This is a genomic window from Wenzhouxiangella sp. 15190 (genome assembly GCF_003417465.1).
Taxonomy (GTDB): Bacteria; Pseudomonadota; Gammaproteobacteria; order Xanthomonadales; family Wenzhouxiangellaceae; genus Wenzhouxiangella.
Genome location: NZ_QVMV01000028.1, coordinates 146283 through 169344 on the forward strand (window position 1 = coordinate 146283; position 23062 = coordinate 169344).

Sequence of the window (23062 nt, forward strand, 5' to 3'; positions counted from 1 at the left end):
AATTCACCCATTCACCGGAGCCCGTCTTGGCCGATCCAGTCACGCCGACACCCGAATACGCCGAACTGCACGCCCTGAGCGCCTTCAGCTTCCGGCGCTCGGCCGCGCAGCCCGAGGCCCTGGTCCGGCGCGCCGCCGAGTGCGGCTATTCGACCCTGGCGATCACCGACGAGTGCTCGATGGCCGGCGTGGTGCGCGCCCACGAGGCCGCCCGCGAATGCCGCATCCACCTGGTCGTCGGCAGCGAATTCCACCTCGATGACCTGCATCTGGTGCTGCTCGCCCCCGATCGTGGTGCCTACGCACAGATCTGTCGCCTGATCACCCGCGCCCGGCGACGTGCCGGCAAGGGTGAGTACCGGCTCGACCCGGAAGACCTGGACGAAGGCCTGGAAAACGTGCTGGCGATCTGGAAACCGACACGACAAGTGGGGAAGAACCCACTTGATCGTGTCGTTCCGGCCGAAGAGCCGGGACCTCCCATGCTCGACGGCAGCACTGCATGGAGGAAAGCCTCCGCCAGGTGCGAGGTCCCGGATAACCGCTTCGCGGTTTCCGGGACGACAGAACGGGCGAACCAGCCAACCAGCAAACCAGCCAACGAAGTTCTTGCCGCCTGGCTCAAGGCGCGCTTCGGCAACCGCCTGTGGCTGGGCGCGAGCCGCCTGCTCGCCCCCGGCGAGCGCGAATGGTTTCGCAAGCTCGACGAACTGGGCGAGCGTCACGACATCCCGAGGCTGGCCTGCGGCGACGTGCGCCTGACGGTGCGGGGCGACAAGCCCCTGCTCGACGTGTTCACCGCGCTGCGCCTCGGCCGGCCGGTGGCCGACTGCGGCCTGGCCCTGGCTGCCAGTGGCGAACAGCACCTGCGCCCCCGCGAAGTCCTGGAAAAGCTGTATCCGGCCGAATGGCTGGCCGAAACCCTGCACCTGGGTGCACGCTGCCGCTTCTCGCTCGACGAGCTGAACTATCACTATCCGCGCGAGCTGGTGCCGCAACCGCTCAGCCCCATCCAGCACCTGCGCCAACTCACCCTGGCCGGTGCCCGCAAGCGCTACGGCGATCCCGTCCCGGATAAGGTCAGCGCCCTGCTCTCGCGCGAGTTGGCCCTGATCGAGGACATGGGCGTGGAGGCCTTCTTCCTGACCGTGCATGACCTGGTCGAGTTCGCCCGCTCGCGCGGCATCCTCTGCCAGGGTCGCGGTTCGGCGGCCAACTCGGCGGTGTGCTACTGCCTGGGCGTGACCGAGGTCGATCCGTCGAAACAGCAGCTGCTGTTCGAGCGTTTCCTGTCGAAGGAACGCAACGAGCCGCCGGACATCGACGTCGACTTCGAGCACGAACGGCGCGAGGAGGTGTTGCAGTATGTCTACGAAAAGTACGGCCGCGAGCGCGCCGCCCTGGCCGCCACCGTCATCTGCTACCGCCCGCGCAGCGCCATGCAGGACGTCGGTCGCGCACTGGGCTTCGAACCCGAGCGCATCAACCGCCTGACCGCCTCGCTGGCCTGGTGGGACCGGCCCGGTATCTGGCCCGAACGCCTGCGCGAGTGTGGTCTCGACCCGGATGCGGCGATCACGAAGCGCTTTCTCGAGCTGACCAACCGCCTGATCGGCTTCCCGCGCCACCTCTCCCAGCACGTCGGCGGCATGGTCATCTCCGATACGCCCCTGCACGAACTGGTGCCGGTGGAAAACGCCGCCATGGCCGATCGCACCATCATCCAGTGGGACAAGGACGACCTGGAAAGTCTGGGCCTGCTGAAGGTGGACTGCCTGGCGCTGGGGATGCTCACCGTGATCCGCAAGGCTATGGATCTAGTGAACCGGGATGAACAATGGAACCACGGAAGACACGGAAGGACACGGAACAATGACGATGCATTGCAAACTACGGGCTCCACTTGCGTAAACGCCGTAAACGACCAATCCGACTCACGATATTCATCTCTTCCGTGTATTCCGTGCTTTCCGTGGTTCCATGATTCAAAGCCGCTGACGCTGGCAACGATCCCCCGCGAAGACGCCCGCACCTACGACATGCTCTGCCGCGGCGACGCGGTGGGGGTGTTCCAGGTCGAGTCGCGCGCACAGATGGCGATGCTGCCGCGTCTGAAGCCGCGCTGTTTCTACGACCTGGTCATCGAGGTGGCAATCGTGCGACCCGGTCCGATCCAGGGCGACATGGTTCATCCCTATCTCGAGCGTCGGCGCGACCCCGGTGCCGTGACCTACCCCAGCGCGGAGCTGAAAAGCGTTCTCGAGCGCACCCTGGGCGTGCCGATCTTCCAGGAACAGGTCATGCAGATTGCCATGGTCGCGGCCGGATTCAGCCCCGGCGAGGCCGACCAGCTCAGGCGCGCCATGGCGGCCTGGCGCCGGCGCGGCGGCCTGGAGCCGTTTCGCGAACGGCTGCTGACGGGCATGCGCGAGCGCGGTTACTCCGACGAGTTCGCCGAACGCATCTACAAGCAGATCTGCGGTTTCGGCGAGTACGGTTTCCCCGAGTCGCACGCGGCCAGCTTCGCCCTGCTGACCTACATCTCGTCCTGGCTGAAATGCCACCACCCCGCCGCCTTCGCCTGCGCATTGCTCAATAGCCAGCCGATGGGTTTCTACGCCCCCGCCCAGATCATCAACGATGTGAAACGCCATGGAGTGCGGGTATTGCCGGTGGATGTGCGCTATAGCGAATGGGATTGCACGTTGGAAAGCAAGCACCAAGCGTTGAAGAGCAAGCACCAAGCACCAAGCACCAAACTAAAGAGCAAGCACCAAGCACCAAGCACCAAATCCCAAACAAATTCGAAATTCGAATGTTCGAATGTTCGAAACAAGCCAACCAGCCAACAAGCGAACCAGCGAACCAGCGAACCATTAATTCGCCTGGGCTTGCGCATGATCAAGGGTTTTCGCGAGGACGCGGCCCAACGCATTGTTCATACCCGGGGGCAGTATCCCTTCCGCGATGTCGACGACCTGGTCGAGCGGGCCGGACTGGATCGTCGGGGGCTGCGCAAGCTAGCCGACGCTGGTGCATTGAAGGGGCTGGCCGGGCATCGGCACCGTGCCCGCTGGGCCGCGCTCGGGGCGCGGCGCCAGGGGGACCTGCTGGCCGATGCGGAAATCAGGGAACAACCGGTGCAGCTGTCCCTGCCGGACGCCCGGAGCGAGTTGCTCGACGACTACGCCAGCCTGGGGCTCAGCCTGGACCGGCACCCGCTCAAACTGTTGCGCCCACGGCTGGGGCGACAGGCTCTCCGGGCAAATGAACTGCCGCTACAGGCCGACGGGCGTCGCATGTCGGCGGCCGGACTGGTCACGCACCGCCAGCGGCCCGGTACGGCCTCGGGCGTCGTCTTCCTGTCACTGGAAGACGAGACCGGCATCATCAACGTGGTGGTCTGGCCGAAGCTGCTCGAGCGCTATCGCCGCGAGGTCCTCGGCAGCCGCATCCTGCGCGTGCGCGGCAAGCTGCAGAATGTCGAAGGGGTATGCCACCTCGTGGCCGAACGGATCGACTGCCTGGATGCCTGGCTGGCCGAACTCGACAGCCACTCGCGGGACTTCTGTTGAAAACCTATGGAACCACGGAAGACACGGAAATCACGGACAGGCTCGCGGTTTTCCGTTTCGGTCATTCGAACATTCGAATTTCGAATTTGTTTGTGATTTGGTGCTTGGAATTTCGAATTTAGTGCCGTCCGCCAGAGGCACCTCCCCCGGCGGACACACCAAACCTCACACGCAAGCCAATCAGGTGATGATCGTCACCGGGCTCTTGGCATGGCGGCTGACCTTGTCGCTGACGCTGCCGAGCACCAGGCTCTTCATGCGCGACAGGCCGCGGCGGCCCATGATGACCATGACGCCCGGGTCATCCTCGGTGTAGCGCACGATCTCTTCGGCCGGATCACCGATCGACGTTTCTTCCTCGAGGTCACCGGGAGCATCGTCGCCGAGTTCCTCGCGCGTCTTGTCGAAAGCACGCTGGGCAGCGGCCTGGGCAGCCTGGTCTATGTCGTCGCGCGACATGCCGGCCATGCCGATGACTTCGACCGAAGCGGCCGGGAACACATAGAACAGACGCATCGGCACGTTCAGCGCCGAAGCCATGCTAGCGGCAAAGTGGGTGGCGCGATTGGCGTTTTCGGAGCCGTCGACCGGTACCAGAATCTCCTTGATTGGATGGTTCATCGCTGATCCTCCTGCATTGCGTATTGTTGTCAAAACCCGGGTTTATTGTGCAAGACAGGCTGTCGGCCTGTCTTGATTTGAAGCAAGTTGTTCAACCGCCGTGCTCACCCAGCAGCGCCTCCAGCGCCGCCTCGTCGAGCACTTCGACGCCCAGTTCCTTCGCCTTGTCGAGCTTCGAGCCCGGGCTGTCGCCGGCGATCACGGCCGTGGTGTTCTTCGACACGCTGCCGGTCACCCGTGCCCCCAGGGCTTCCAGACGTTTCTTGGCCTGCGAACGCGTCAGTCCCGACAGTGAGCCGGTCAGCACGTAGGTGCAGCCGCCCAGCGGCAGTTCACCCGCGTCGGCCGCCGCCTCTTCCGGCTCATAACGCACACCCGCCTCGAGCAGTTCCTCGATCACCTTGCGGTTGTGTGACTCGTCGAAGAAGGCGTGCACATGCCGGGCCACGACCGGACCGACATCGCGCACGGACTCGAGATCTTCCACCGAGGCCTTGGACAGCGCATCGAGCGTGCCGAAATGCCTCGCCAGTGCCTGGGCCGTCACCGACCCGACCTCGCGTATTCCGAGCGCGAACAGGAGCCGACCCAGCGCCACTTGCTTGCTGTTCTCCAGGGCCTCGAGCAAGTTCTCGGCCGACTTCCCGCCCATGCGCTCCAGCCCGGCCAGCGTCTCTCGATCCAGGCGATACAGATCGGCCGGACTGTGCACCAGATCCTGTTCAACCAGCTGGGCGATGACTTTCTCGCCCAGGCCGTCGATATCCATCGCGGCACGACTGGCGAAATGTTCCAGCGCACGCTTGCGCTGGGCCGGACACACCAGCCCGCCGGTACAGCGGGCCACGGCCTCGCCTTCCACCTGCTCCACCGCCGAGCCGCATTCGGGGCAATGATCCGGCATCTCCCATTGTTCGAGCTCACCCGCTCGGCGCTCGGGAATCGATCGCACGATTTCGGGGATCACATCGCCGGCGCGCCGCACGACGACGTAGTCGCCCGGGCGCACGTCCTTGCGGCGCACCTCGTCGGCGTTGTGCAGCGTGGCGTTGGTGACCGTCACTCCACCGACGAAAACCGGCTCCAGCCGTGCCACGGGTGTCAGCGCGCCGGTTCGGCCAACCTGCACTTCAATGGAAATCAGCCGTGTCACTTCCTCCTGGGCAGGAAACTTGTGGGCGATCGCCCAGCGCGGTGCGCGCGAGACGAAGCCCAGCTCCTGCTGCTGGTCGAGGTCATCGACCTTGTAGACCACGCCGTCAATGTCGTAATCGAGCCCGTCTCGACGCTCTCCGACCGTTTCGTAGTATTCCAGCAGGCCCTCGAGGCCACGCACGGTGCCCGCTTCGGAGCTGACCGGCAGACCCATGTCCCTGAGCCGCTCCAGGATTTCGGAATGGCGGCCCGGCAAGTCCTCGGTGGTGGCGGCCTGGTAGCAGAAAAAATGCAGCGGCCGCCGCGCCGTTATTTTCGAATCGAGCTGGCGCAGGCTTCCAGAAGCGGCATTGCGGGGATTGACGAAGGTTTTCTCGCCGGCGTCCGCCAGACCTTCGTTGAGCTCGGAAAAACCCGAACGCGTCATGAAGATTTCGCCGCGCACTTCCAGCAGTTCCGGAATGTCGTTGCCGCGCAGCTTCAGGGGAATGGCCCGGATGGTTCGGACATTGGCCGTCACGTCCTCGCCGCTGCGCCCGTCGCCACGGGTGGCGGCAAGTTTCAGCCTCCCCTGCTCGTATCGCAGTGCGATGGCCACGCCGTCGAGTTTGGGTTCCGCGCTGTAGACGACTTCATCGAGATCGAGTTGCTCGCGTACACGCCGGTCGAACTCGGCAACTTCCTCCTCGCTGAAGGCGTTGCCCAGCGACAGCATGGGGATGCGATGCTCGACCGTCTCGAATCCTTCGGCGGGCCGGGCACCGACGCGCTGGGTCGGCGAGTCCTCGGTGATCAGTTCGGGGTGCGCGGACTCCAGTTCCTGCAGTTCGCGCAGCAGGCGATCGTACTCCGCGTCGGAGACGATCGGGTCATCGAGGACGTAATAGCGGTAATTGTGCTCGTGGATTTCTTCGCGCAGTCGTTCGATGCGCTTCGCCGATTCAGATTGTTTGTCTGTCATGACCGGCGGCCCTACTCCGGCTTGATCATGCCCGACTGACGGTCGTACTCGCGCATCTCTTCTCGTATCTGAGCGATGCGCTGGCGCGTGAGCAGACACTTGGCGTCGTCGAGGACATCGGCCTCGAGCAGCTGGCTGATCCGCTCGGCGGTTGCCAGCATGGCATCCCAGGCATCCAGCGCGCTCACCGGCGCCGGCAGGGTCAGAAAGAGCGTCACGCCCGGGGTATCGAAGACGTTCCACTGCGAGGGATCGAAATGTCCGGGCGGGGTCAGGTTGGCCATGGAAAAGACCGGGTTTTTCGCCCCTTCGTGCCGGCGGTGGAATATGTTCATCTCGCCGAAATTCAGGCCGGCCTTGATGGCGGCATCGAGCAGTTCCGATCCGCTGATGCGCTGGTCCCCGCGCCGGGAGATATACAGGTAGACGATCTTGTCCGGCGACTCGTGCGCCGTGGGCTCTGCGCGTGCAACGTGCTCGCCGGCCGTCTCATTTGAGGATTCCCCGGCGGCCGGCCAGAGGGAGGCGTTCTCCGGTGTATCGTGCCCGCCGATATCCCCGGTGGCATTCTCCCCGCCCGGGTCGACGGGTTCGCCATCGGGGTCGCCCAGAGTCGGCTCGCGCCGGGCGGATCGCCAGCGCGTGTGGTTGCGCTTGGATTCCCCTTCCGGCCTGTGCAGCAGCACGATCAGGGCCAGTACCACCAGACCGATCAGAATCAGGATCAGGCGCAGATTTTCCACGGTTTTTCGACCTTGAGCGTTGCAGTGCCCAGAGTGTAACCGAAGCGGCTTACCACACTTCCGACCATACGAACCCCATCAGGCCTGGGCAAGCGCCACGGCACGATCCAGGTCGACCGATACCAGCCGCGAAACACCGGGTTCACGCATGGTCACGCCCAGCATCTGGTGGGCGATCTCCATGGTGACCTTGTTGTGCGTCACGACCAGGAACTGCACCTGCTCGGACATCTCGCGCAGCATGTCGGAGAAGCGGCCCACGTTGGCGTCATCGAGCGGCGCGTCGACTTCGTCGAGCAGGCAGAACGGCGCCGGATTGAGATTGAAGATCGAAAACACGAAGGCCACCGCGGTGAGGGCCTTTTCCCCGCCGGAGAGCAGGTGGATGCGGGCGATGCGCTTGCCCGGCGGGCGCGCCAGGATGGCGACTCCGGCCGACAGCCAGTCCTCGCCGACCATTTCGAGATGACCGTGGCCGCCGCCGAACAGCCGCGGGAACAGGGTTTCCATGTTCTTGTTGACCTGCTCGAAGGTCTCGCGGAATCGTGTGCGGGTATCGCGGTCGATGCGGCTGATCGCCTTCTCGAGCGTCTCGAGCGCCTCGAACAAATCGTTGTGCTGGCGATCGAGGTATTCCTTGCGTTCCGACTCGGTTTCGTATTCGTCGATGGCGGCCAGGTTGACCGGCTCGAGACGGCGGATCTTCTGTTCCAGTGATTCGAGTTCGTCCTGGTACTTTTCCGCTTCGGCACCCTCGGGTAATTCGCCCAGCAGTTCGTCGAGTTCGGCGTCGAGTTCGGCGATACGCTCGGCGATCGTCTCGGCCTTGAGCTGGGTTTCCTTGAGCGCGAGCTGGCGGCTGGACTGGTCGCCACGGATCTGATCGACGTCAGCGGCCGCCTTCTGGCGAATCTCGTCCTGTTCGCGCCACTTGGCTTCGAGTGATTCGAGCTTCGACCGGGCTTCACGCAGGCGTTCCTCGATCTTGAGGCGCTGGTCGAGGAATTCGTCGCGCTTTTTCTGCTGCTCGGCGACGGGCTCGTCGCCCTGGGCCAGCGCCTCGCTGAGTTCCAGGTAGCGCGACTGCAACTGTCCGACCTGGTTGTCCATGCGCTCGATCGACTGGCGCAATGACTCCAGGCCGGCCCGGCTGGATTCGACCTTGAGCGACAGTTCCTCGCGCTGCTTGCGCGACTCGGCCAGGCGCGCCCGCGCCTGCTGACGGGCCTCGTCGAGTTCACGGCGCTCACGCTGCAGCGGCTCGCGCCCGGCCTCGGCTTCCTGCATGCGCTCGAGGGCGGCTTCCATGTCACGCCGGGCCGCCGTTACCGCTTCGCTGTCCTCGGCCTGGCGCGCCTTGAGCGTCTCGACTTCCTCTACAGCGGCCTTGCGTTGGCGCTCGAGGTTCTCCAGCCGCGACTCCAGACTGCTGAGCTGGCCCTGCAGACGGGCATGCTCGCGCTGGCCGGCTTCGAGTTCGGAGCCTTCCTGCGAGAGTTCGGCTTCGAGGCGCTCGCGCTCTTCGCGCGAGTCGGTGAGTTGCGCCTCGATCCCGGCGATGCGCTCATCGTCGGTTTCGATCTGTTCGCCGAGTTCGCGGATTTCCTGTTCACGCTGCAACAGGCCGGAGTCGTCCGCGGCGCCGGCCGGCTGCCGCAGCCAGCCCGTGCCCAGCCACACGCCTTCGGGCGTGATGACCGATTCGTGGTCGGCCAGCTCGGCCAGCCTGCTCCGCGCCGTGGCCAGGTCGGAAACGCAGTGGACGCGCGCGAGCACGGCCCCGAGTGCCCCGGCGCCGCCGACCTTCTCGGCCAGGGTGCCCGGCCTGGCCGACGTCTCGCTGCCATCGGCCATGCGCAGGCCGGCATCGGGCAGTTCATCGCCCAGATGGGCCTCGATACCGTCGACCCGAACCGCCTGCAGCCAGTCCTCGAGTACGGTCTCCACCGCGCGATTCCATTCCTGGTCGGCGATCTCGATTCGGTGCAGGACGCGGGCTTCGGCATCCAGGCCCTGCGTCTCCAGCCATTGGGCGATGCTCTCGTCATTGTCCTCGCCGCGATTGAGCAGGCGCAGGGAGTCCATGCGGGTCTCGCGCTCGTGGCGCTCGGCCCGGGCGGCCTCGAGATCGTTGCGCAGCTGTTCGATACGGGAACGCAGTTCATTCACGCGAGTGCGTTTTTGATCGATGGCCTCGCGCATCCCGGTGATTCGCTTTTCGCTGTCGGCAATCTGCTCCTCGAGCCTGGCCTTTTCCTCGCCCAGCCGATCGGCCGCGGCATCACCGCTTTGTTCATCGAGCACCTTGAGCCGCTCGGCCGCTCGGTTCATGCGGTCGTCGAGATGCTCGATACGCTGGCGCAGGAGCTCGGCCTCGTTGGAGGCATTGCCGGCGCCTTCCTGATGCGCCTGCCAGCGCTCCTGCCAGGACTCCAGCGCCTCGTCGATGCGTTCGACCTCGGATTGTGCCTCCTTTTCTGCCTCGCGCGCGGACTCGAGTTCGGGATTGAGTCGCGCCAGCAGCTCGGAAGTCTCCTTCACCTGCGCCTTGTCCAGCACCAAGTGCTGCTTGAGCTCGTTGAGCTGGGACTCCGTCTCGCTGTATTCAGCCTGCTGGCGCTTGCGAATCTCGCGCTGGTGGTCGATGGCCTGCTCGATGCGGGCGATCTCGGCGGCGACTTCGTAGAGCTCGCCCTGCACATTCGACACCGCATCCCGGGCCTGGTGCTGGCTCTGCCTGAGCGTCTCGAGCTCTTTTTCCGCCGAGCGCTGCGTCGACAAGGCCGCCTGCAACTGGTTCTCGACTTCGCGCAAGGCCTTCTCCTCACCCTCGGAGCGCGCCTTCATCTCGCGCCAGCGCAGCGCCATCAAACGCGCCTCGTCGCCGCGGTAGCGTGCCTTGAGTTTCTTGTAGCGTTCGGCCGCGTTGGCCTGGCGCTTGAGCTTGTCGAGGTGCTTGGTCACCTCTTCGCGCAGGTCGCTCAGGCGCTCGAGGTTCTCGCGGGTGTGCCGGATTCGGTTCTCGGTTTCGCGACGCCGTTCCTTGTACCGGGAGATACCGGCCGCCTCCTCGAGAAAGGCCCGCAACTCCTCGGGCCGGGCCTCGACGATCTGCGAAATCATGCCCTGCTCGATGATGGCGTAGCTGCGTGGCCCCAGGCCGGTGCCGAGAAAGAGGTTGGTGATGTCCTTCTTGCGGCACTTGGTGCCGTTGAGCCAGTAAATGGAGTGACCGTCGCGCGTGACCTGGCGCTTGACAGAAATCTCGCTGTAGTCGGCGTACTCTCCGCCGGCCCGGCCGTCACTGTTGTCGAAGATCAGTTCCACCGTGGCGGTGGCCACCGGCTTGCGCGAGCTCGAACCGGAGAAGATCACGTCGCTCATCGATTCGCCGCGCAGCTGACGGGCCGAAGTCTCGCCCATCACCCAGCGCACGGCATCGATGACATTGGACTTGCCGCAGCCGTTCGGCCCGACAATGCCCATGAGGTTCGAGGGAAACTTGATCGTGGTCGGCTCCACAAAGGACTTGAAGCCGGAGAGTTTCATTGCGGTCAGTCGCATCTGGACAGAGTATCGTTTCGAGTTGTTGTAATGTACGCGCAATCAACGCCAGGAAGCCGACCGAAATGGCCATCGAACCCAGCAGAAATCTGGAAACGTTTCCCAACCCGCAGCCGGCGCGGGATTATACCATTCGGATTCGCATCCCCGAATTTACCTGCCTGTGCCCGAAGACCGGCCAGCCGGACTTTGCCGAGCTGCTGCTCGAGTACGTCCCCGAAGCCGAGTGCGTCGAACTCAAGGCGCTCAAGGGCTACGTCTGGAGCTTTCGCAACGAAGGCGCCTTCCACGAGGCCGTCACCAATCGCATTCTCGCCGACCTGGTCGAAGCGGTCCAGCCGCGTTTCATGCGCCTGACGGCCGAGTTCAATGTACGCGGCGGCATTTACACCACGGTCGTGGCCGAACACCGCGTGGAAGGCTGGCAGGCGCCCGATCCAGTGGCACTACCGTAGGACGGCAGCACCCGATGTCTCGAAGCTCAAAGTCTCACCGAATTCCAATCGGAGGCCCGGATCAATCAACATCGTCCAAAGGCAACATCGGGGTGATCTCGGCCTGGTCGTAGAGCGAATCGGTCAGGGCCTCGCGGCGCTGCTGCAGCAGTGAGCGGGCAATGCCCTCCCGCACCTGCTCCAGCGCCGGCACCTGGAGGTCGCGCGTGTCGAGCACGCGAACCAGGTGCCAGCCACGACTGCTTTCCAGGGGTTGAGGCACGATTTCCCCGCTTTCGGTCTCGACCAGCCGGGCGGCAAAGTCCTCCGGCACCTGGCTGCGATCGATCCAGCCGGGTTCCTCGACGGCCAGGCCGTCAGCTTGTGCCTCGGCACGCAGTTCGGAGTAGTCCATCTCATCGTCCTGCAGCCGCCTGATGGCCTGCAGCACTCGTGCCTGTTCCTCGTAGGCGATGGTCTCGATGCGGTACTGCGTGTCACCGGAGCGTTCCAGTTGCGCCTGGTAGACCTCACGGATGTCCTCATCGGTCACCGGCCGGGCGCGCTGTGCCCGGTTGATGTAGTGGCGATACATCGTCTGGATCTCGGACAGTCGCAGTTCGGCCTGAACCTCCGGATCCTCGGCCATACCCTCGGATCGGGCGGCGTTCGCCACGGCCTGCATCCGGATGAGCTCATCGAGGACTTCGCGCATTTGCTCGTGATCGGAGGCTTCGATATCGCGTACTTCCATGACCCGCTCGAGCATCGCCAGCGTGATCGGCCTGCCGTCAACCTCGACCAGCACCACGTTCTCGTCGTCGGACCCGGTGGGCTCTCCATCCTGTTGTTCACAGGCAAACAGGAAAATAACAACCAATAGAATCAGCAGTCTATAGCTCATTTTTCGAAACAGCCTCGATATTGAGAGCGTGGATATCGGTCTGCATGAGATCGCCGACCGCCGCATAGACCCGGCGGTGACGCGCCAGGCGCGGCAGGCCGGCGAACACATCGCTGACGATGCGAACCCGAAAGTGACCGCGTCCGTCTCGAGCGCCGGGATGACCGACATGAAGATGGGACTCGTCCACGATCTCGATCTCGTCGGGATGAAGCTGCGCTTCCAGCCGCTCACGAATCATGGCCGCCCGATCGCTCACGGCAGCACCTGCTTGAAGGGGTGAACTTCCGTATCGACCCAGGCTCCGCAGTTGAGGTAGGGATCGGCACCGGCCCAATCGCGGGCTGCTTCAAGACTGTTGAACTCCGCCACGATGAGCGAGCCCGAAAAGCCGGCCGGTCCGGGGTCGGCCGCGTCGATCTTCGGCAAGGGCCCGGCCAGGACGAGACGGCCTTCGTCAAGCAGGGCATTGATGCGAGCCAGATGGGCCTCGCGCGCGCTGCCGCGCCGCTGCAGCCCGTCCTCGGCATCGCGGCCGACAATCATGTAAAGCATGTTTCCTCCGGCAAGTGATCGCCTTCGCATTGTATCGGGATGTGCAATCTCATCATATCCGGGCCACCTTCATCGGCGTAAACCGCTAAACTGACACCCCATGAGCGACACACCGGAATCCCGGGCCCGACAGGAAGAGATGCCCTTCGCCATCGTGCAGGGCGCTCCCGTGTTGAAACTGCCCGACGACCTCTACATTCCGCCCGACGCGCTGGAAGTATTTCTCGAGGCGTTCGAGGGTCCGCTCGACCTGCTGCTGTACCTGATCCGGCGTCAGAATCTCGATATCCTCGATATTCCCATTGCCGAGATCACCCGACAGTACACCGGCTACATCGAGATGATGACGGAGATGCGGCTCGAGCTGGCCGCGGAATACCTGGTGATGGCCGCCATCCTGGCCGAAATCAAGTCGCGCATGCTGCTGCCCCGCCCGCAGGTCGAAGAGGATGAGGAGGAAGACCCCCGTGCCGAACTCATCCGTCGCCTGCAGGAATACGAACGGTTCAAGCAGGCGGCCGAAGAACTCGACGAGCTGCCGCGCCTGGAACGCGACCTGGCCGTGGCGAGTGCCGAAGTGGAAGATCAGGGCCAGGTCAAGTTGCCGCCGGAAGTCGACCTGCGCGAAGTGCTGCTGGCACTCAAGGATGTCATGGCCCGGGCCGAAATATTCGCCCATCACCATGTGCAGGCCGAGCCGCTATCGGTGCGCGAACGCATGTCGCGCATCATCGACCTGGTCTCGAACAACCAGTACGTCGAGTTCGACGCCTGTTTCGATCTCGAGGAAGGCCGCAAGGGCGCCGTAGTGGCATTCCTGGCCATGCTGGAGTTGCTGCGCGAGCACCTGATCGACCTGGTCCAGCAGGAGCTGTTCGGCAGCATTTACGTGCGCTCCCCGTCTCACGCCTGATTTCAAAGACGACCCGATGGATATCGACTACCTCAAACGCATTGTCGAAGGCGCCCTGCTGGCCGCCGGCCAGCCGCTCAGCCTCAACCAGCTCAACAGCCTGTTCCCCGAAGGCGAACAACCCGGCCACGGCCCGTTGCGCGAGGCACTGGCCGCGCTCGACGCCGAACTGGAGGATCGCGCCGTCGAACTGCGACAGGTCGGCAGCGGCTACCGGATTCAGATCCGCACCGACCTGATGCCCTTCATTTCGCAGCTGTGGGTCGAAAAGCCGCCACGCTACTCGCGCGCCCTGCTCGAGACACTGGCAATCATTGCCTATCGCCAGCCGATCACGCGCGGCGAGATCGAACAGATACGCGGCGTTTCGGTCAGCTCCAACATCCTGCGTACGCTGCAGGAACGCGACTGGATCCGGGTGGTCGGACACCGGGACGTACCGGGCCGGCCCGAGCTGATCGGTACCACCAAGGCGTTTCTCGACTACTTCAATCTGAAGTCGCTCGACGAACTGCCGACGCTGGCCGAGATCAAGGATATCGACAACCTCGAACCCGAACTCGAACTTCAGAGTCCGGAATCCGACCCCGACTCGTCCAATGCACAGAAGGACGCCCATGAGCAAGTCGACGAGAAAGAAGACAACCAGCCGCAATTCGACGACGAAGAAGAGCGGGAAGCGGAGTACCCGAGTCAATCGAACGGGCGAGACGACGAGGCCGAAACATCGGTCGAAGAAGACGATGAACCGGCAACACAGTCGGAAGAAGGCCCGGGCGGAGAAGCCGAAGGCGAGCGGCGAAAAACTGACTGAGTCCGGCGCAACCGAGCGTCTGCAGAAGATACTGGCCCGTGCCGGACTGGGCTCGCGACGCAAGCTCGAAGCGAGAATCGAGGCGGGCGAGATTCGCGTCGACGGCCGTATCGCCGAACTCGGCGCGACCGTCGGTGACGGCAGTCTGGTCGAGCTGGACGGCAGGCGATTTCGTATCACGAGCCGGCCGGCCGAACATCGCACCCTGATCTACAACAAGCCCGAAGGCGAGGTCACCACCCGCAACGATCCGGAAGGCCGCCGCACGGTATTCGACCGCCTGCCCGGCCTCCAGCAGGGACGCTGGATCGCCATCGGCCGCCTCGACATCAACACCGCCGGTCTACTGGTCCTGACCACCGACGGCGAACTGGCCAACCGCATGATGCATCCATCCGGTCAGGTCGACCGCGAGTACCTGTGCCGCGTCCGCGGCTCGGTCAGCGAGGAACAGATCGAGCAACTCCTGAGCGGCGTGCAGCTCGACGACGGGCCGGCCCGATTCAGCGACATCGTGGCCGGAGAAGTCACCGGCGGACACAGCTGGTACACGGTGGCGCTCATGGAAGGTCGCTACCGCGAAGTCCGCCGCCTCTGGGAAGCCGTCGGCGCACAGGTCGCTCGACTCAAGCGCGTGCGATTCGGCCCCGTTTTCCTGCCGTCCCGCGTCAAGAGCGGGCAGTACGAGGAGCTCTCACCGGCCGACCACCGCGTCCTGCGCGAGGACGTCGGCCTGTCCTCGATAAATGTGGAACTAATGGCGGAAGAGGTTTCGAGTTCCCGATAGAGGATTCGTAAACCCTCGCTACTTGGCGATGGATCACTCTTGTAATGTTCAAGATCCAAGCACCACAAACAAACAAATCTCAATGACCGAAATTTCAAGTGATCAAAACGAATCGGGGCGCTTCGAACGCCTGAGGCCGTGTCTTGATCATTCGGTCATTGAAACATTGGTCCTTGTTTGAGAATTGGTGCTTGGTACTTGGACATTGATGCGTTGGAGCAATCGGTCTTATGACCGATCCATCCGGCTTTGAGCCGCAATAGCAGACCACCGGCGTAGGCGCCGGTGGTCGTTGACAGACCTTCGCCCGTCACTCCTCCGTGATCGGCATGAGCGTCAGTTCCACGCGACGGTTGGCGGTGCGGCCGGCCTCGGTCTCGTTGCTTGCGATCGGGTGATCCGGACCGTAGCCGTAGGTGGCCAGGCGTACGGAATTGATGCCCTGGGATACTAGGTAGTCTCCGACCGCCTCGGCCCTGCGCTCGGACAGTTCCATGTTGTAGCTGCGCGGGCCGGTCGAGTCGGTATGCCCGTCGATGACCAGCACGGTCTTTTCATATTCCTCGAGCACCAGCGCGACCGATTCGAGCACGTCGAAGAACTCCGAGCGCAGACTGGCGCTGTCGAAATCGAAGGTGACATTGCCCGGCATGTTGAGAATGATTTCGTCGCCACGGCGGGTCACGCTCACGCCGGTTCCTTCGAGTTGCCGCCTCAGTTCCGCTTCCTGGCGATCCATGTAGTTGCCGATCGCCGCGCCGCTGAGCGCCCCGATCCCGGCGCCAATGGCCGCGCGCTCGAGTCGGTCGCCACCGCTGATGGCGCCGATGACGGCACCGACGCCGGCGCCGATGGCCGCACCCTGGCCGGTGCGCGAGGTCCGTTCCTCACCGGTGTAAGGGTCGGTGGTGGCGCAAGCGCTGATCAGCAGGATCATCACGATGGTCAGCAGCTTGGCAATCTTCTGTGTCAGGGTTCTCATACACGCTCCATAGGGTCGGGTCAGCGACCGGTCACAATATGCTGTTGTCTGATGGTACACCGCGAGCCGTTCAACCCCGGCTGAATGACAGCGGTTGTCAACCCTCATCGAGCCAACGATAAAGGGTGCGTCGTCCCACGCCCAGCAAGGCGGCCGCGCGCCGCTTGTTGCCGTCGACCTTTTCAAGGACATGCTGCACATAGCGGCGGCGCAACTCATCCAGGGTGGGCAGCATCTCGCCCTGGTCGAGTAATGCGGCGAGCGGACCCCCCTGTTCGGCGCCGCCGGTCCCCTCGGCCCGTCGAACGCGCTCGGGCAGGTGTTCTGCCTCGATCTCCCGGCCTTCGCAGAAAGTCACCGCACGCTCCATGGCGTTGCTCAATTCCCGTACATTGCCCGGCCAGGCATAGTCCCGAATCAGCATGAGCGCCTCGTTGCTTATCGATCGTGCCGGTCGCTGGCGTGCGGCGGCAAAGCGCCCGACGAACTGCATGGCCAGCATTTCCAGATCCTCGCCGCGGTCTCGAAGCGGTGGCACCTCGAGCTGGAAGGCCTCGAGCCGGTAATACAGATCCTCCCGAAATCGACCGTCCTGGACACGCTCGTGCAAATCCTGGTTGGTGGCCGCCACCAGTCGCACATCCACCTGGTGCTCGCGCTCGGCGCCCACCGGCCGGACCTGGCCGTCCTGAAGCGCACGCAGCATCTTGGCCTGCAGGGAAAGCGGCATCTCGCCGATCTCGTCGAGGAACAGCGTGCCGCCCTGGGCTTCGCGAAACAGCCCCTTGCGGGCCCGGTCGGCCCCCGTAAAGGCACCCTCGGCATGACCGAAGAACTCCGATTCCATCAGGTCGGCCGGAATCCCGGCGCAGTTGACGGCCAGAAACGGCTTGTCGACACGCGGGCTTTCGGCATGAATGGCCCGGGCGACCAGATCCTTGCCGGTTCCGGATTCGCCGGTGATCAGCACCGGGCCGTCGGCCCGAGCGACCTGACGAACACGATCGAACAGAACGCGCATGACGCGACTCGAGCCCTGCATGCCGTGAAAGGAGGGTCCGTCGAGCAATTCGCGGAAACGCCGTACTTCCTCATACAATCTGCGATTATTGACCAGGCGCTGGACACTGAGCACGAAGTGATCCATGTCCAGGGGCTTGGTCAGGAAATTCTCCGCGCCGGCCTGAAGTGCGGCGACCGCACGTTCGACCGTGCCGTAGGCACTGATCATCAGCACCGCCGGCGGCGCATGGCGCTGTCGCAGGCGCTCGAGCAGCGCCAGGCCGTCCATGTCCGGAAGCTGCAGATCGCTGACGACCAGGTCAGGCTCGAATTCATCAATGATTTCCAGCGCCTTTTCGGCACTCGGCTGCGCGTCGACCGTCCAGCCCTCGGTCTCGAGCTCCTCGACAAGCAGCTCGGCCAGGCTGCGATCGTCCTCGACCACCAGGATGCGGGCGCTATGGTTCATTCCGATTGCTCCGGAAGATGCAGTTCCATACGACTTCCCCCAAGCGCCCTGCTCTCACCGACTTCGATCGACGCGCCGTGCTCCTCGGCCACGCCGTGGACGATGGCCAGGCCGAGTCCGGTACCGCCGCGACCCTTGCCCGCGGTGTGGAACGGCTCGAAGATGCGCTTGCGCTGGGTGGGCGGCACGCCGGGACCGTCGTCCTCGACGGCCGCCACGATGCGCCCCTGCCCATCGGGTGCCAAGCTCACCACGACACGCGTTTCCGCCGCCTGGACGGCATTGCGGACCAGGTTGAGCAGCGCATGCTCCAGGCGTATCGACCAGCCCATGGTCTCCAACCGGCGCTCGGGCGAACGGTACGCCAACTCGATACCCCGACTTTCGCACTCCGGTCGCACACTGGCCAGCACGCGCTGCAACAGGCGATCGAGATCCACGACTTCGGGCTCGGAGCGGTCGCTGCGGGCGAACTCCATGAGCTGGTTGATCAGTTCGCGCGTACGGTTCACCTGCCTTCGAATGCGCTCGAGGCGTCGAACGGAATCCTCCGACAAGCCCTCGTCGCGCTGGAGGCGGCGGGTGTCGGCGTCGATCACCGTCAGGGGTGCGCCGAGTTCGTGCGCAACCCCGGAGGAAAACTGCCCCAGCCGGGCCAGGCTCTCCTGGGCCAGCATGCGACGCTCCATTTTTCGGCGTTGCCGGCGCTGCTCGGCCAGTTGCCCGGCCATTCGATCGAGACCGTCGAGCATCCGGTTGAATGCCGCCGCAACGCCCGAGATTTCGGTCGGGCCGTCGGTTTCCGCACGATGTGAGCGATCGCCGGACTCGATGCGCGCCATCGAGCCAACGAGCCGTTCTACATGGCGCCCCACGGCCAGCCTGTAGCCGATGCCAACGATCATCAGCATGACGGCCATCACGGCTGCCCACGCCAGCCAGGTCCGGTTCCGGATCTCATTGAGACGTTGCGTGATTTCGCTTTCCAGGCGAACGACCTGCAGGAGTCCCTCGATACGGCCGGTCCGTCCGGTCAGAGGCACGAAATAGGAGAACACGTCCTCACCGGCAAGCTGGGCGTAACGACCCATCTCCTCCCCCATCTCGACAAGCTCGACCGCCTCGATCTGTTCGCGCCGGCCCGGATAGGCCTCACCCGCCACGGCGATGCGCCGCCCACCCGCACCGTAGACATAGGCGCCGTAAACCCTTCCGATCTCGAAGACCGCATCGAGGGTCTGCTTGATGCTGTCAAGATTGCCTTCCTGCAGGGCCCGCTCCACCGGCACACGGGTCGCCCGCGCGACCAGCTCGATCTCCTTCTCGAGCCGGCTCTCGACCGTATCCTCGACTGCCGCGTAGGTCAGCCACACCGCCAGTGTGCCGAACACGGCAAGCGGCAGCACCACCAGCAGTGCGAGCTGCAAACGAAGGCTTCGTAGTGCTCTCAAAAACGTCACATGTTTCATTATGACACATCAAAAAGGGTACTTGCCAACCAACCAGCAGCTGCAACCCTTTGATTTTTCGTCCATGGCGCATTTGGCACGCGCATTGCATATACGGAAGCGCCAAGACAAACCCACATGACACCAAGGAGTGAAACATGACCATTGGCAATACTTCCAAGCTCTTCGCCGCACTCATTGCCCTGACCTTCAGCCTGGCCGTGGTGGCCCAGGAGGGGCAGCAAACGCAACCGCAACAGCAGCAGCCTGAAACCATCGACGTCAGCGACCAGCAGCTCGAGCAGTTCGCTGAAGCGCAGACCGAAATCTCCGGCATCCAGCAGGACTTCTCCTCGCGCCTGCAGGAAGTCGAAGATCCGGAGAAGGCTCAGGATCTGCAGCGCCAGGCCAATGAAGAAATGACCGCTGCCGTCGAGGACGCGGGCCTGGATGTGGAATCGTTCAACCAGATCGCCATGGCGATCCAGAACGACCCCGAACTGCAGCAGAAGCTGACCGAAATGCTTCAGCAGTAATTCGCTGCGAATTTCTCGGCTCTGCCGAGACCTGAAGCAAGAAAACCGGGGCGGTTGACCGCTCCGGTTTTTTTTATCCCTGACCCCTGGACAACACCTCAGGGGTTGTAAATCGTATTGCCCCGGGCAACGTAGCGCTCCAGCACACGGGCCGCTTCCTCGCGCAGGATTCCCGAGCGAACCTCGATACCGCGCCGCTCGAGCGCCTCGACCCAGTCGGCCGGCTTTTCCCCTTCATCGAAACCCGACGCCTCGGCATCGGCTCTGGTTGCACCACACAAAACCGAGCTCACGCCCGACCAGGGGATCGCTCCGAAACACATGGCGCAAGGCTCGCAGGACGTGACGAGCTGGAGCGCGCCAAGTCCAGTGTCGGCCAGGCTCCACGAGCCCATCACCCGCTGGGCCACGCTCAACGCCAGGATTTCCGCATGGGCCGCCGAACAAAGCTGGTGCTCCACGCGGTTGACGCCCAGGGCGACAACCTCGCCGCTGTCTTGTACGACAACCAGCGCGCCGAAGGGACCACCGGTCTTGCGGCGCTCGTTCTGGTCGGACAGGCTGATAGCCGCCGCCATCCGTTCGCGGGCACTCGGCAGACGGTCAGGCAGCTTTTCGGCAAATTCCTCGATCCAGTCGGGAAGATCCACCCGAATCCCGAAATCCGCCCTCATGACATCCTCCTCTCGACAGCAGCAAACAGGGCGATTCCCGTTGCCACGGAAACATTCAGACTCTCGATGGCGCCCGGCATGGGAATCTCGACCAGTTCATCGCAATGCTCGCGCGTAAGCCGGCGCATGCCGCCCTCCTCGCCGCCGAGCACCATGGCCAGTCGACCGTCGAGCCGCGCATCATAAAGACGCTGCCCCGTCCCGGCTGCGAGTCCGACGCGCCAGACATCATGGTCAGCCAACGACCGCAGGCTGCGGGCCAGATTGGTCACGATCACCAGCTCGACGCGTTCGGCCGCTCCGGCGGCAGCTCGACGCGCTGCGGGCGTCAGCCCCACCGCCTTGTTGCGCGGAATGACGACGGCCGTCACGTCGGCGGCAGCCGCGGTACGCAGGCAGGCACCGAGGTTGCCGGGATCCTGGACGCCGTCGAGCACCAGGAACAGGGCCCGTTCGTCGATCGTTTCTAGAAGCTCCTGCAGGCGCCGGTCGTCGCCGGGCTGGCGCGGTTTGAATTCGGCGATCACCCCCTGGTGGCGGACTCGACCGGCCATGCGGTCAAGGGCATGTTCGTCGGCGTGCTCGACGGTAATGCCGGCTGACTTCAGCGCCTCGCCCAGCGCATTCAGGCGACCACCGCCCGGCTTGAGCCAGGCACGCACGATTCGTTCGGGCGCGATACCGAGCAGACCCTCGACTGCATTGACGCCCATTGCCAACTCGCGCTTCATAACCCTGCCGGCAGTCAGTCGTCCCGGCGCTCGACCAGGCGGAAATCGATCTTGCGCTCTTCGAGATTGACGGCGATGACTTCGACGCGCACCTGGTCGGCCAGTCGATAGCGGATGCCGCGTCGCTTGCCCGTCAGGCTCGAGCTGACCGGATCGAAATGGTAGTAGTCATTGGGCAACGCGGTGACGTGCACAAGGCCGCTGACAGCCAGGCCGTCGAGTTCGACGAACAGCCCGAAACTCGTGACACCGGAAATGATGCCGTCGAAGATATCGCCGACATGGCGCTGCATGAACTGGCACTTCAGGCGCTCCTCGACGTCGCGCGAGGCATCCTCCGCCCGGCGCTCGGTCCATGAGCAGTGCCGACCCAGCTCCTCCATTTGCGAATACCCGTAATGGAAGTCTCCGCGCTTGCGACCGCGGCACAGATGCTTGATGGCGCGATGCAGTAACAGATCCGGGTAGCGGCGAATGGGCGAGGTGAAATGCGCATAGTGCTCCAGCGCCAGGCCGAAATGCCCCTGATTGTCGGGATGGTAGACGGCCATGCTCAGGCTGCGCAGCAGTTGGGCATTGACCAGCGACTCGTTGGGTTTTCCGGCCACCTTGCGCTGGATGGCGGCGAATTGCTGCGGGTCGGGCGTTTCCGACCAGCGTACCTGGATGCCGTTGAAGCGCAGGAATTCCTCGAGTGACTCGAGCTTTTCCGAAGGTGGCGGCTCATGGACGCGGTAGAGCAACGGGAGCTTGCCGCGACCGACGAACTTGGCCGCCTCGACATTGGCTGCCACCATCAGTTCCTCGATCAGGCGGTGCGCGTCATGACGCTGCTGAAGCCGGATATTGGCCACGTTGCCTTCAGTGTCGAACTCGAAGTAGGCCTGTTGCGAATCGAAATCGAGCGCCCCGCGCTGCTCCCGGCGACGGAAGAACAGGCGATAGACCTCGTAAAGGGCCTGCAGGTTGTCCAGCACATGGCCGAAACGTTCGACCAGTTCCGGGTCGCCCGCTTCCATGATTCGTCGCACATGGTCATAGGTCAGCCGTGCATGCGAGCGCATCACCGCTTCGTGAAAACGGCTGGAAGTGACCTTTCCCTTGGCGTCGATTTTCATCTCGCAGACCAGGCACAGGCGGTCGACCTTCGGGTTGAGCGAACACAGGCCGTTCGAAAGTGCCTCGGGGAGCATCGGAATGACCCGGTCGGGGAAGTAAACCGAAGTGCCGCGCTTTTCCGCCTCTTCGTCCAGGGGCTTTTCGGGCTTCACGTACTCGGCGACGTCGGCGATCGCCACAAAAACCCGAAAGCCGTCGCCCCGGGACTCGGCGTACACAGCATCGTCGAGGTCACGCGCATCCGCGCCGTCGATGGTCACCAGGGGAAGTTCACGCAAATCCAGCCGCCCGGAAACCGAGTCCGCGTCGATGGTCTCGTCGAACGAGTCGGCCTCCCCCACCACTTCGTCGGGAAACTCCCAGGGAAGCTGATGGCTGTAGACGGCAATATCCGTGGCGATACCCGGCTCGTCGGCGTGACCGAGCACCGCGACGATTTCGCCCACCGCGCCGCGCTTCATGGCCGGCGGCTTGTCGATACGCACCACCACGACCTGCCCCGGCGTGGCCTTGCCGACGCGCTCGGCTGGCACGAGGATATCCTGTGTCAGGCGCGGGTCGTCGGGCACGACCGTGGCCACACCCGACTCGATCAGCAGGCGACCGGCCACCTGCGCGTGGACGCGCTCGACGACCTCGACGATGGCGCCTTCCTTCCGGCCTCGCCGATCGACCGCGGTAACCGCCGCCAGCACCCGGTCGCCGTTGAAGACCTGGCGCATCTGCTTGGGTGCCAGAAACAGATCCTCGCTGTCGCCGTCGGTGACGACAAAGCCGTAGCCGTCCGGGTGGGCACTGATCCGACCGGAGACGAGATCCATCTGGGAAGGCAGTCCATAGGCCGCCCGCCGGTTCTTGACCAACTCGCCCGATGCAACCATCTCCATCAGAACCGGTCTCAGAAACTCGTCCGACTGCGGTTTGTCCAGGCCGAAAAGGTGGGAAAGCTGGCGACGCGTGACCGGTCGACCAGCCTCGTCCAAGGCCGCGCGAATGCGTTCGCGCGAGATATGCGAAGATTGTTTGCTCATGCCCTTTATTGTACCTGTCCACACGTTCACCGGATGCCACATCT

19 protein-coding genes are annotated in these 23062 nt (G+C 63.9%); 6 read left to right on the forward strand and 13 right to left on the reverse strand.

What is annotated here, in order from left to right:
* Nucleotides 1-26: 26 nt before the first annotated feature.
* Complete coding sequence (locus DZK26_RS14430; RefSeq protein WP_220337052.1) at nucleotides 27-3575, forward strand: error-prone DNA polymerase; 3549 nt, start codon at nucleotides 27-29, stop codon at nucleotides 3573-3575.
* A gap of 180 nt (nucleotides 3576-3755) precedes the next feature.
* Here the strand turns inward: DZK26_RS14430 and DZK26_RS07740 are convergent, their stop codons facing one another.
* From DZK26_RS07740 to smc, 4 genes are all read right to left on the reverse strand, one after another.
* On the reverse strand, nucleotides 3756-4196 hold the full coding sequence (locus tag DZK26_RS07740; RefSeq protein WP_116897604.1) for a universal stress protein: 441 nt from the start codon (nucleotides 4194-4196) through the stop codon (nucleotides 3756-3758).
* Between the two features lie 91 nt (nucleotides 4197-4287).
* On the reverse strand, nucleotides 4288-6312 hold the full coding sequence (ligA, locus tag DZK26_RS07745) for an NAD-dependent DNA ligase LigA (protein ID WP_116897605.1): 2025 nt from the start codon (nucleotides 6310-6312) through the stop codon (nucleotides 4288-4290).
* Nucleotides 6313-6323: 11 nt separating this feature from the next.
* On the reverse strand, nucleotides 6324-7055 hold the full coding sequence (zipA, locus tag DZK26_RS07750; protein WP_116897606.1) for a cell division protein ZipA: 732 nt from the start codon (nucleotides 7053-7055) through the stop codon (nucleotides 6324-6326).
* A 78-nt stretch (nucleotides 7056-7133) separates the two neighbouring features.
* Nucleotides 7134-10619: a chromosome segregation protein SMC gene (smc, locus tag DZK26_RS07755; protein ID WP_116897607.1), complete on the reverse strand. Its 3486-nt coding sequence runs from the start codon at nucleotides 10617-10619 to the stop codon at nucleotides 7134-7136.
* Between the two features lie 65 nt (nucleotides 10620-10684).
* Here smc and queF point away from each other — a divergent pair, with 65 nt between their 5' ends.
* Complete coding sequence (queF, locus tag DZK26_RS07760; protein ID WP_116897608.1) at nucleotides 10685-11074, forward strand: preQ(1) synthase; 390 nt, start codon at nucleotides 10685-10687, stop codon at nucleotides 11072-11074.
* Nucleotides 11075-11135: 61 nt separating this feature from the next.
* Here the strand turns inward: queF and DZK26_RS07765 are convergent, their stop codons facing one another.
* From DZK26_RS07765 to DZK26_RS07775, 3 genes are read right to left on the reverse strand one after another with little or no spacing between them, the layout of a single operon-like run.
* A complete protein-coding gene (locus DZK26_RS07765; protein ID WP_181918311.1) occupies nucleotides 11136-11957 on the reverse strand; it encodes a peptidyl-prolyl cis-trans isomerase in 822 nt (273 codons plus the stop codon).
* On the reverse strand, nucleotides 11947-12216 hold the full coding sequence (locus tag DZK26_RS07770) for a BolA family transcriptional regulator (RefSeq protein ID WP_258870828.1): 270 nt from the start codon (nucleotides 12214-12216) through the stop codon (nucleotides 11947-11949). Before DZK26_RS07770 ends, DZK26_RS07765 begins: the two co-directional genes overlap by 11 nt.
* Nucleotides 12213-12512, reverse strand: a complete 300-nt coding sequence (locus tag DZK26_RS07775; RefSeq protein ID WP_116897610.1) for a YciI family protein — start codon at nucleotides 12510-12512, stop codon at nucleotides 12213-12215. Before DZK26_RS07775 ends, DZK26_RS07770 begins: the two co-directional genes overlap by 4 nt.
* Before the next feature lie 100 nt (nucleotides 12513-12612).
* On the opposite strand from DZK26_RS07775, the gene DZK26_RS07780 reads away from it, so the two are divergent.
* The 3 genes from DZK26_RS07780 to rluB are packed head-to-tail and all read left to right on the forward strand — an operon-like array spanning nucleotide 12613 to nucleotide 15026.
* Nucleotides 12613-13425, forward strand: a complete 813-nt coding sequence (locus DZK26_RS07780) for a ScpA family protein (RefSeq protein WP_220337054.1) — start codon at nucleotides 12613-12615, stop codon at nucleotides 13423-13425.
* Nucleotides 13426-13441: 16 nt separating this feature from the next.
* The gene (scpB, locus tag DZK26_RS07785) at nucleotides 13442-14239 is read left to right on the forward strand and encodes an SMC-Scp complex subunit ScpB (RefSeq protein ID WP_116897611.1); all 798 of its coding nucleotides are present in this window, start codon (nucleotides 13442-13444) and stop codon (nucleotides 14237-14239) included.
* Entirely contained in the window at nucleotides 14169-15026 is an 858-nt protein-coding gene (rluB, locus tag DZK26_RS07790) for a 23S rRNA pseudouridine(2605) synthase RluB (protein ID WP_116897612.1), read from the forward strand. The genes scpB and rluB overlap by 71 nt, the downstream gene beginning before the upstream one ends.
* 310 nt (nucleotides 15027-15336) lie before the next feature.
* Here rluB and DZK26_RS07795 read toward each other — a convergent pair whose 3' ends face one another.
* The 3 genes from DZK26_RS07795 to DZK26_RS07805 all read right to left on the reverse strand — a co-directional run bounded on the left by DZK26_RS07795 (nucleotide 15337) and on the right by DZK26_RS07805 (nucleotide 18906).
* On the reverse strand, nucleotides 15337-16008 hold the full coding sequence (locus tag DZK26_RS07795) for an OmpA family protein (RefSeq protein WP_116897613.1): 672 nt from the start codon (nucleotides 16006-16008) through the stop codon (nucleotides 15337-15339).
* A 97-nt stretch (nucleotides 16009-16105) separates the two neighbouring features.
* Nucleotides 16106-17479 (reverse strand): sigma-54 dependent transcriptional regulator, encoded by a 1374-nt coding sequence (locus tag DZK26_RS07800; protein ID WP_116897614.1) that lies wholly within the window; start codon nucleotides 17477-17479, stop codon nucleotides 16106-16108.
* Nucleotides 17476-18906 carry a HAMP domain-containing sensor histidine kinase gene (locus DZK26_RS07805; RefSeq protein WP_116897615.1) on the reverse strand — a complete coding sequence of 477 codons (1431 nt, stop codon included), beginning with the start codon at nucleotides 18904-18906 and terminating at the stop codon, nucleotides 17476-17478. The genes DZK26_RS07800 and DZK26_RS07805 overlap by 4 nt, the downstream gene beginning before the upstream one ends.
* Before the next feature lie 179 nt (nucleotides 18907-19085).
* Between DZK26_RS07805 and DZK26_RS07810 the strand changes: the two genes are divergently transcribed.
* Entirely contained in the window at nucleotides 19086-19463 is a 378-nt protein-coding gene (locus tag DZK26_RS07810) for a DUF4168 domain-containing protein (RefSeq protein WP_116897616.1), read from the forward strand.
* Nucleotides 19464-19561: 98 nt separating this feature from the next.
* Here the strand turns inward: DZK26_RS07810 and DZK26_RS07815 are convergent, their stop codons facing one another.
* Genes DZK26_RS07815 through rnr form a run of 3 tightly spaced genes read right to left on the reverse strand, consistent with a single transcriptional unit; the run spans nucleotide 19562 to nucleotide 23018 of the window.
* Nucleotides 19562-20137: a nucleoside deaminase gene (locus DZK26_RS07815; protein ID WP_116897617.1), complete on the reverse strand. Its 576-nt coding sequence runs from the start codon at nucleotides 20135-20137 to the stop codon at nucleotides 19562-19564.
* Complete coding sequence (rlmB, locus tag DZK26_RS07820; RefSeq protein ID WP_116897618.1) at nucleotides 20134-20868, reverse strand: 23S rRNA (guanosine(2251)-2'-O)-methyltransferase RlmB; 735 nt, start codon at nucleotides 20866-20868, stop codon at nucleotides 20134-20136. Before rlmB ends, DZK26_RS07815 begins: the two co-directional genes overlap by 4 nt.
* Before the next feature lie 14 nt (nucleotides 20869-20882).
* Nucleotides 20883-23018, reverse strand: coding sequence for a ribonuclease R (gene rnr, locus DZK26_RS07825; RefSeq protein WP_181918312.1), 2136 nt, complete (start codon nucleotides 23016-23018; stop codon nucleotides 20883-20885).
* Nucleotides 23019-23062 lie beyond the last annotated feature (44 nt).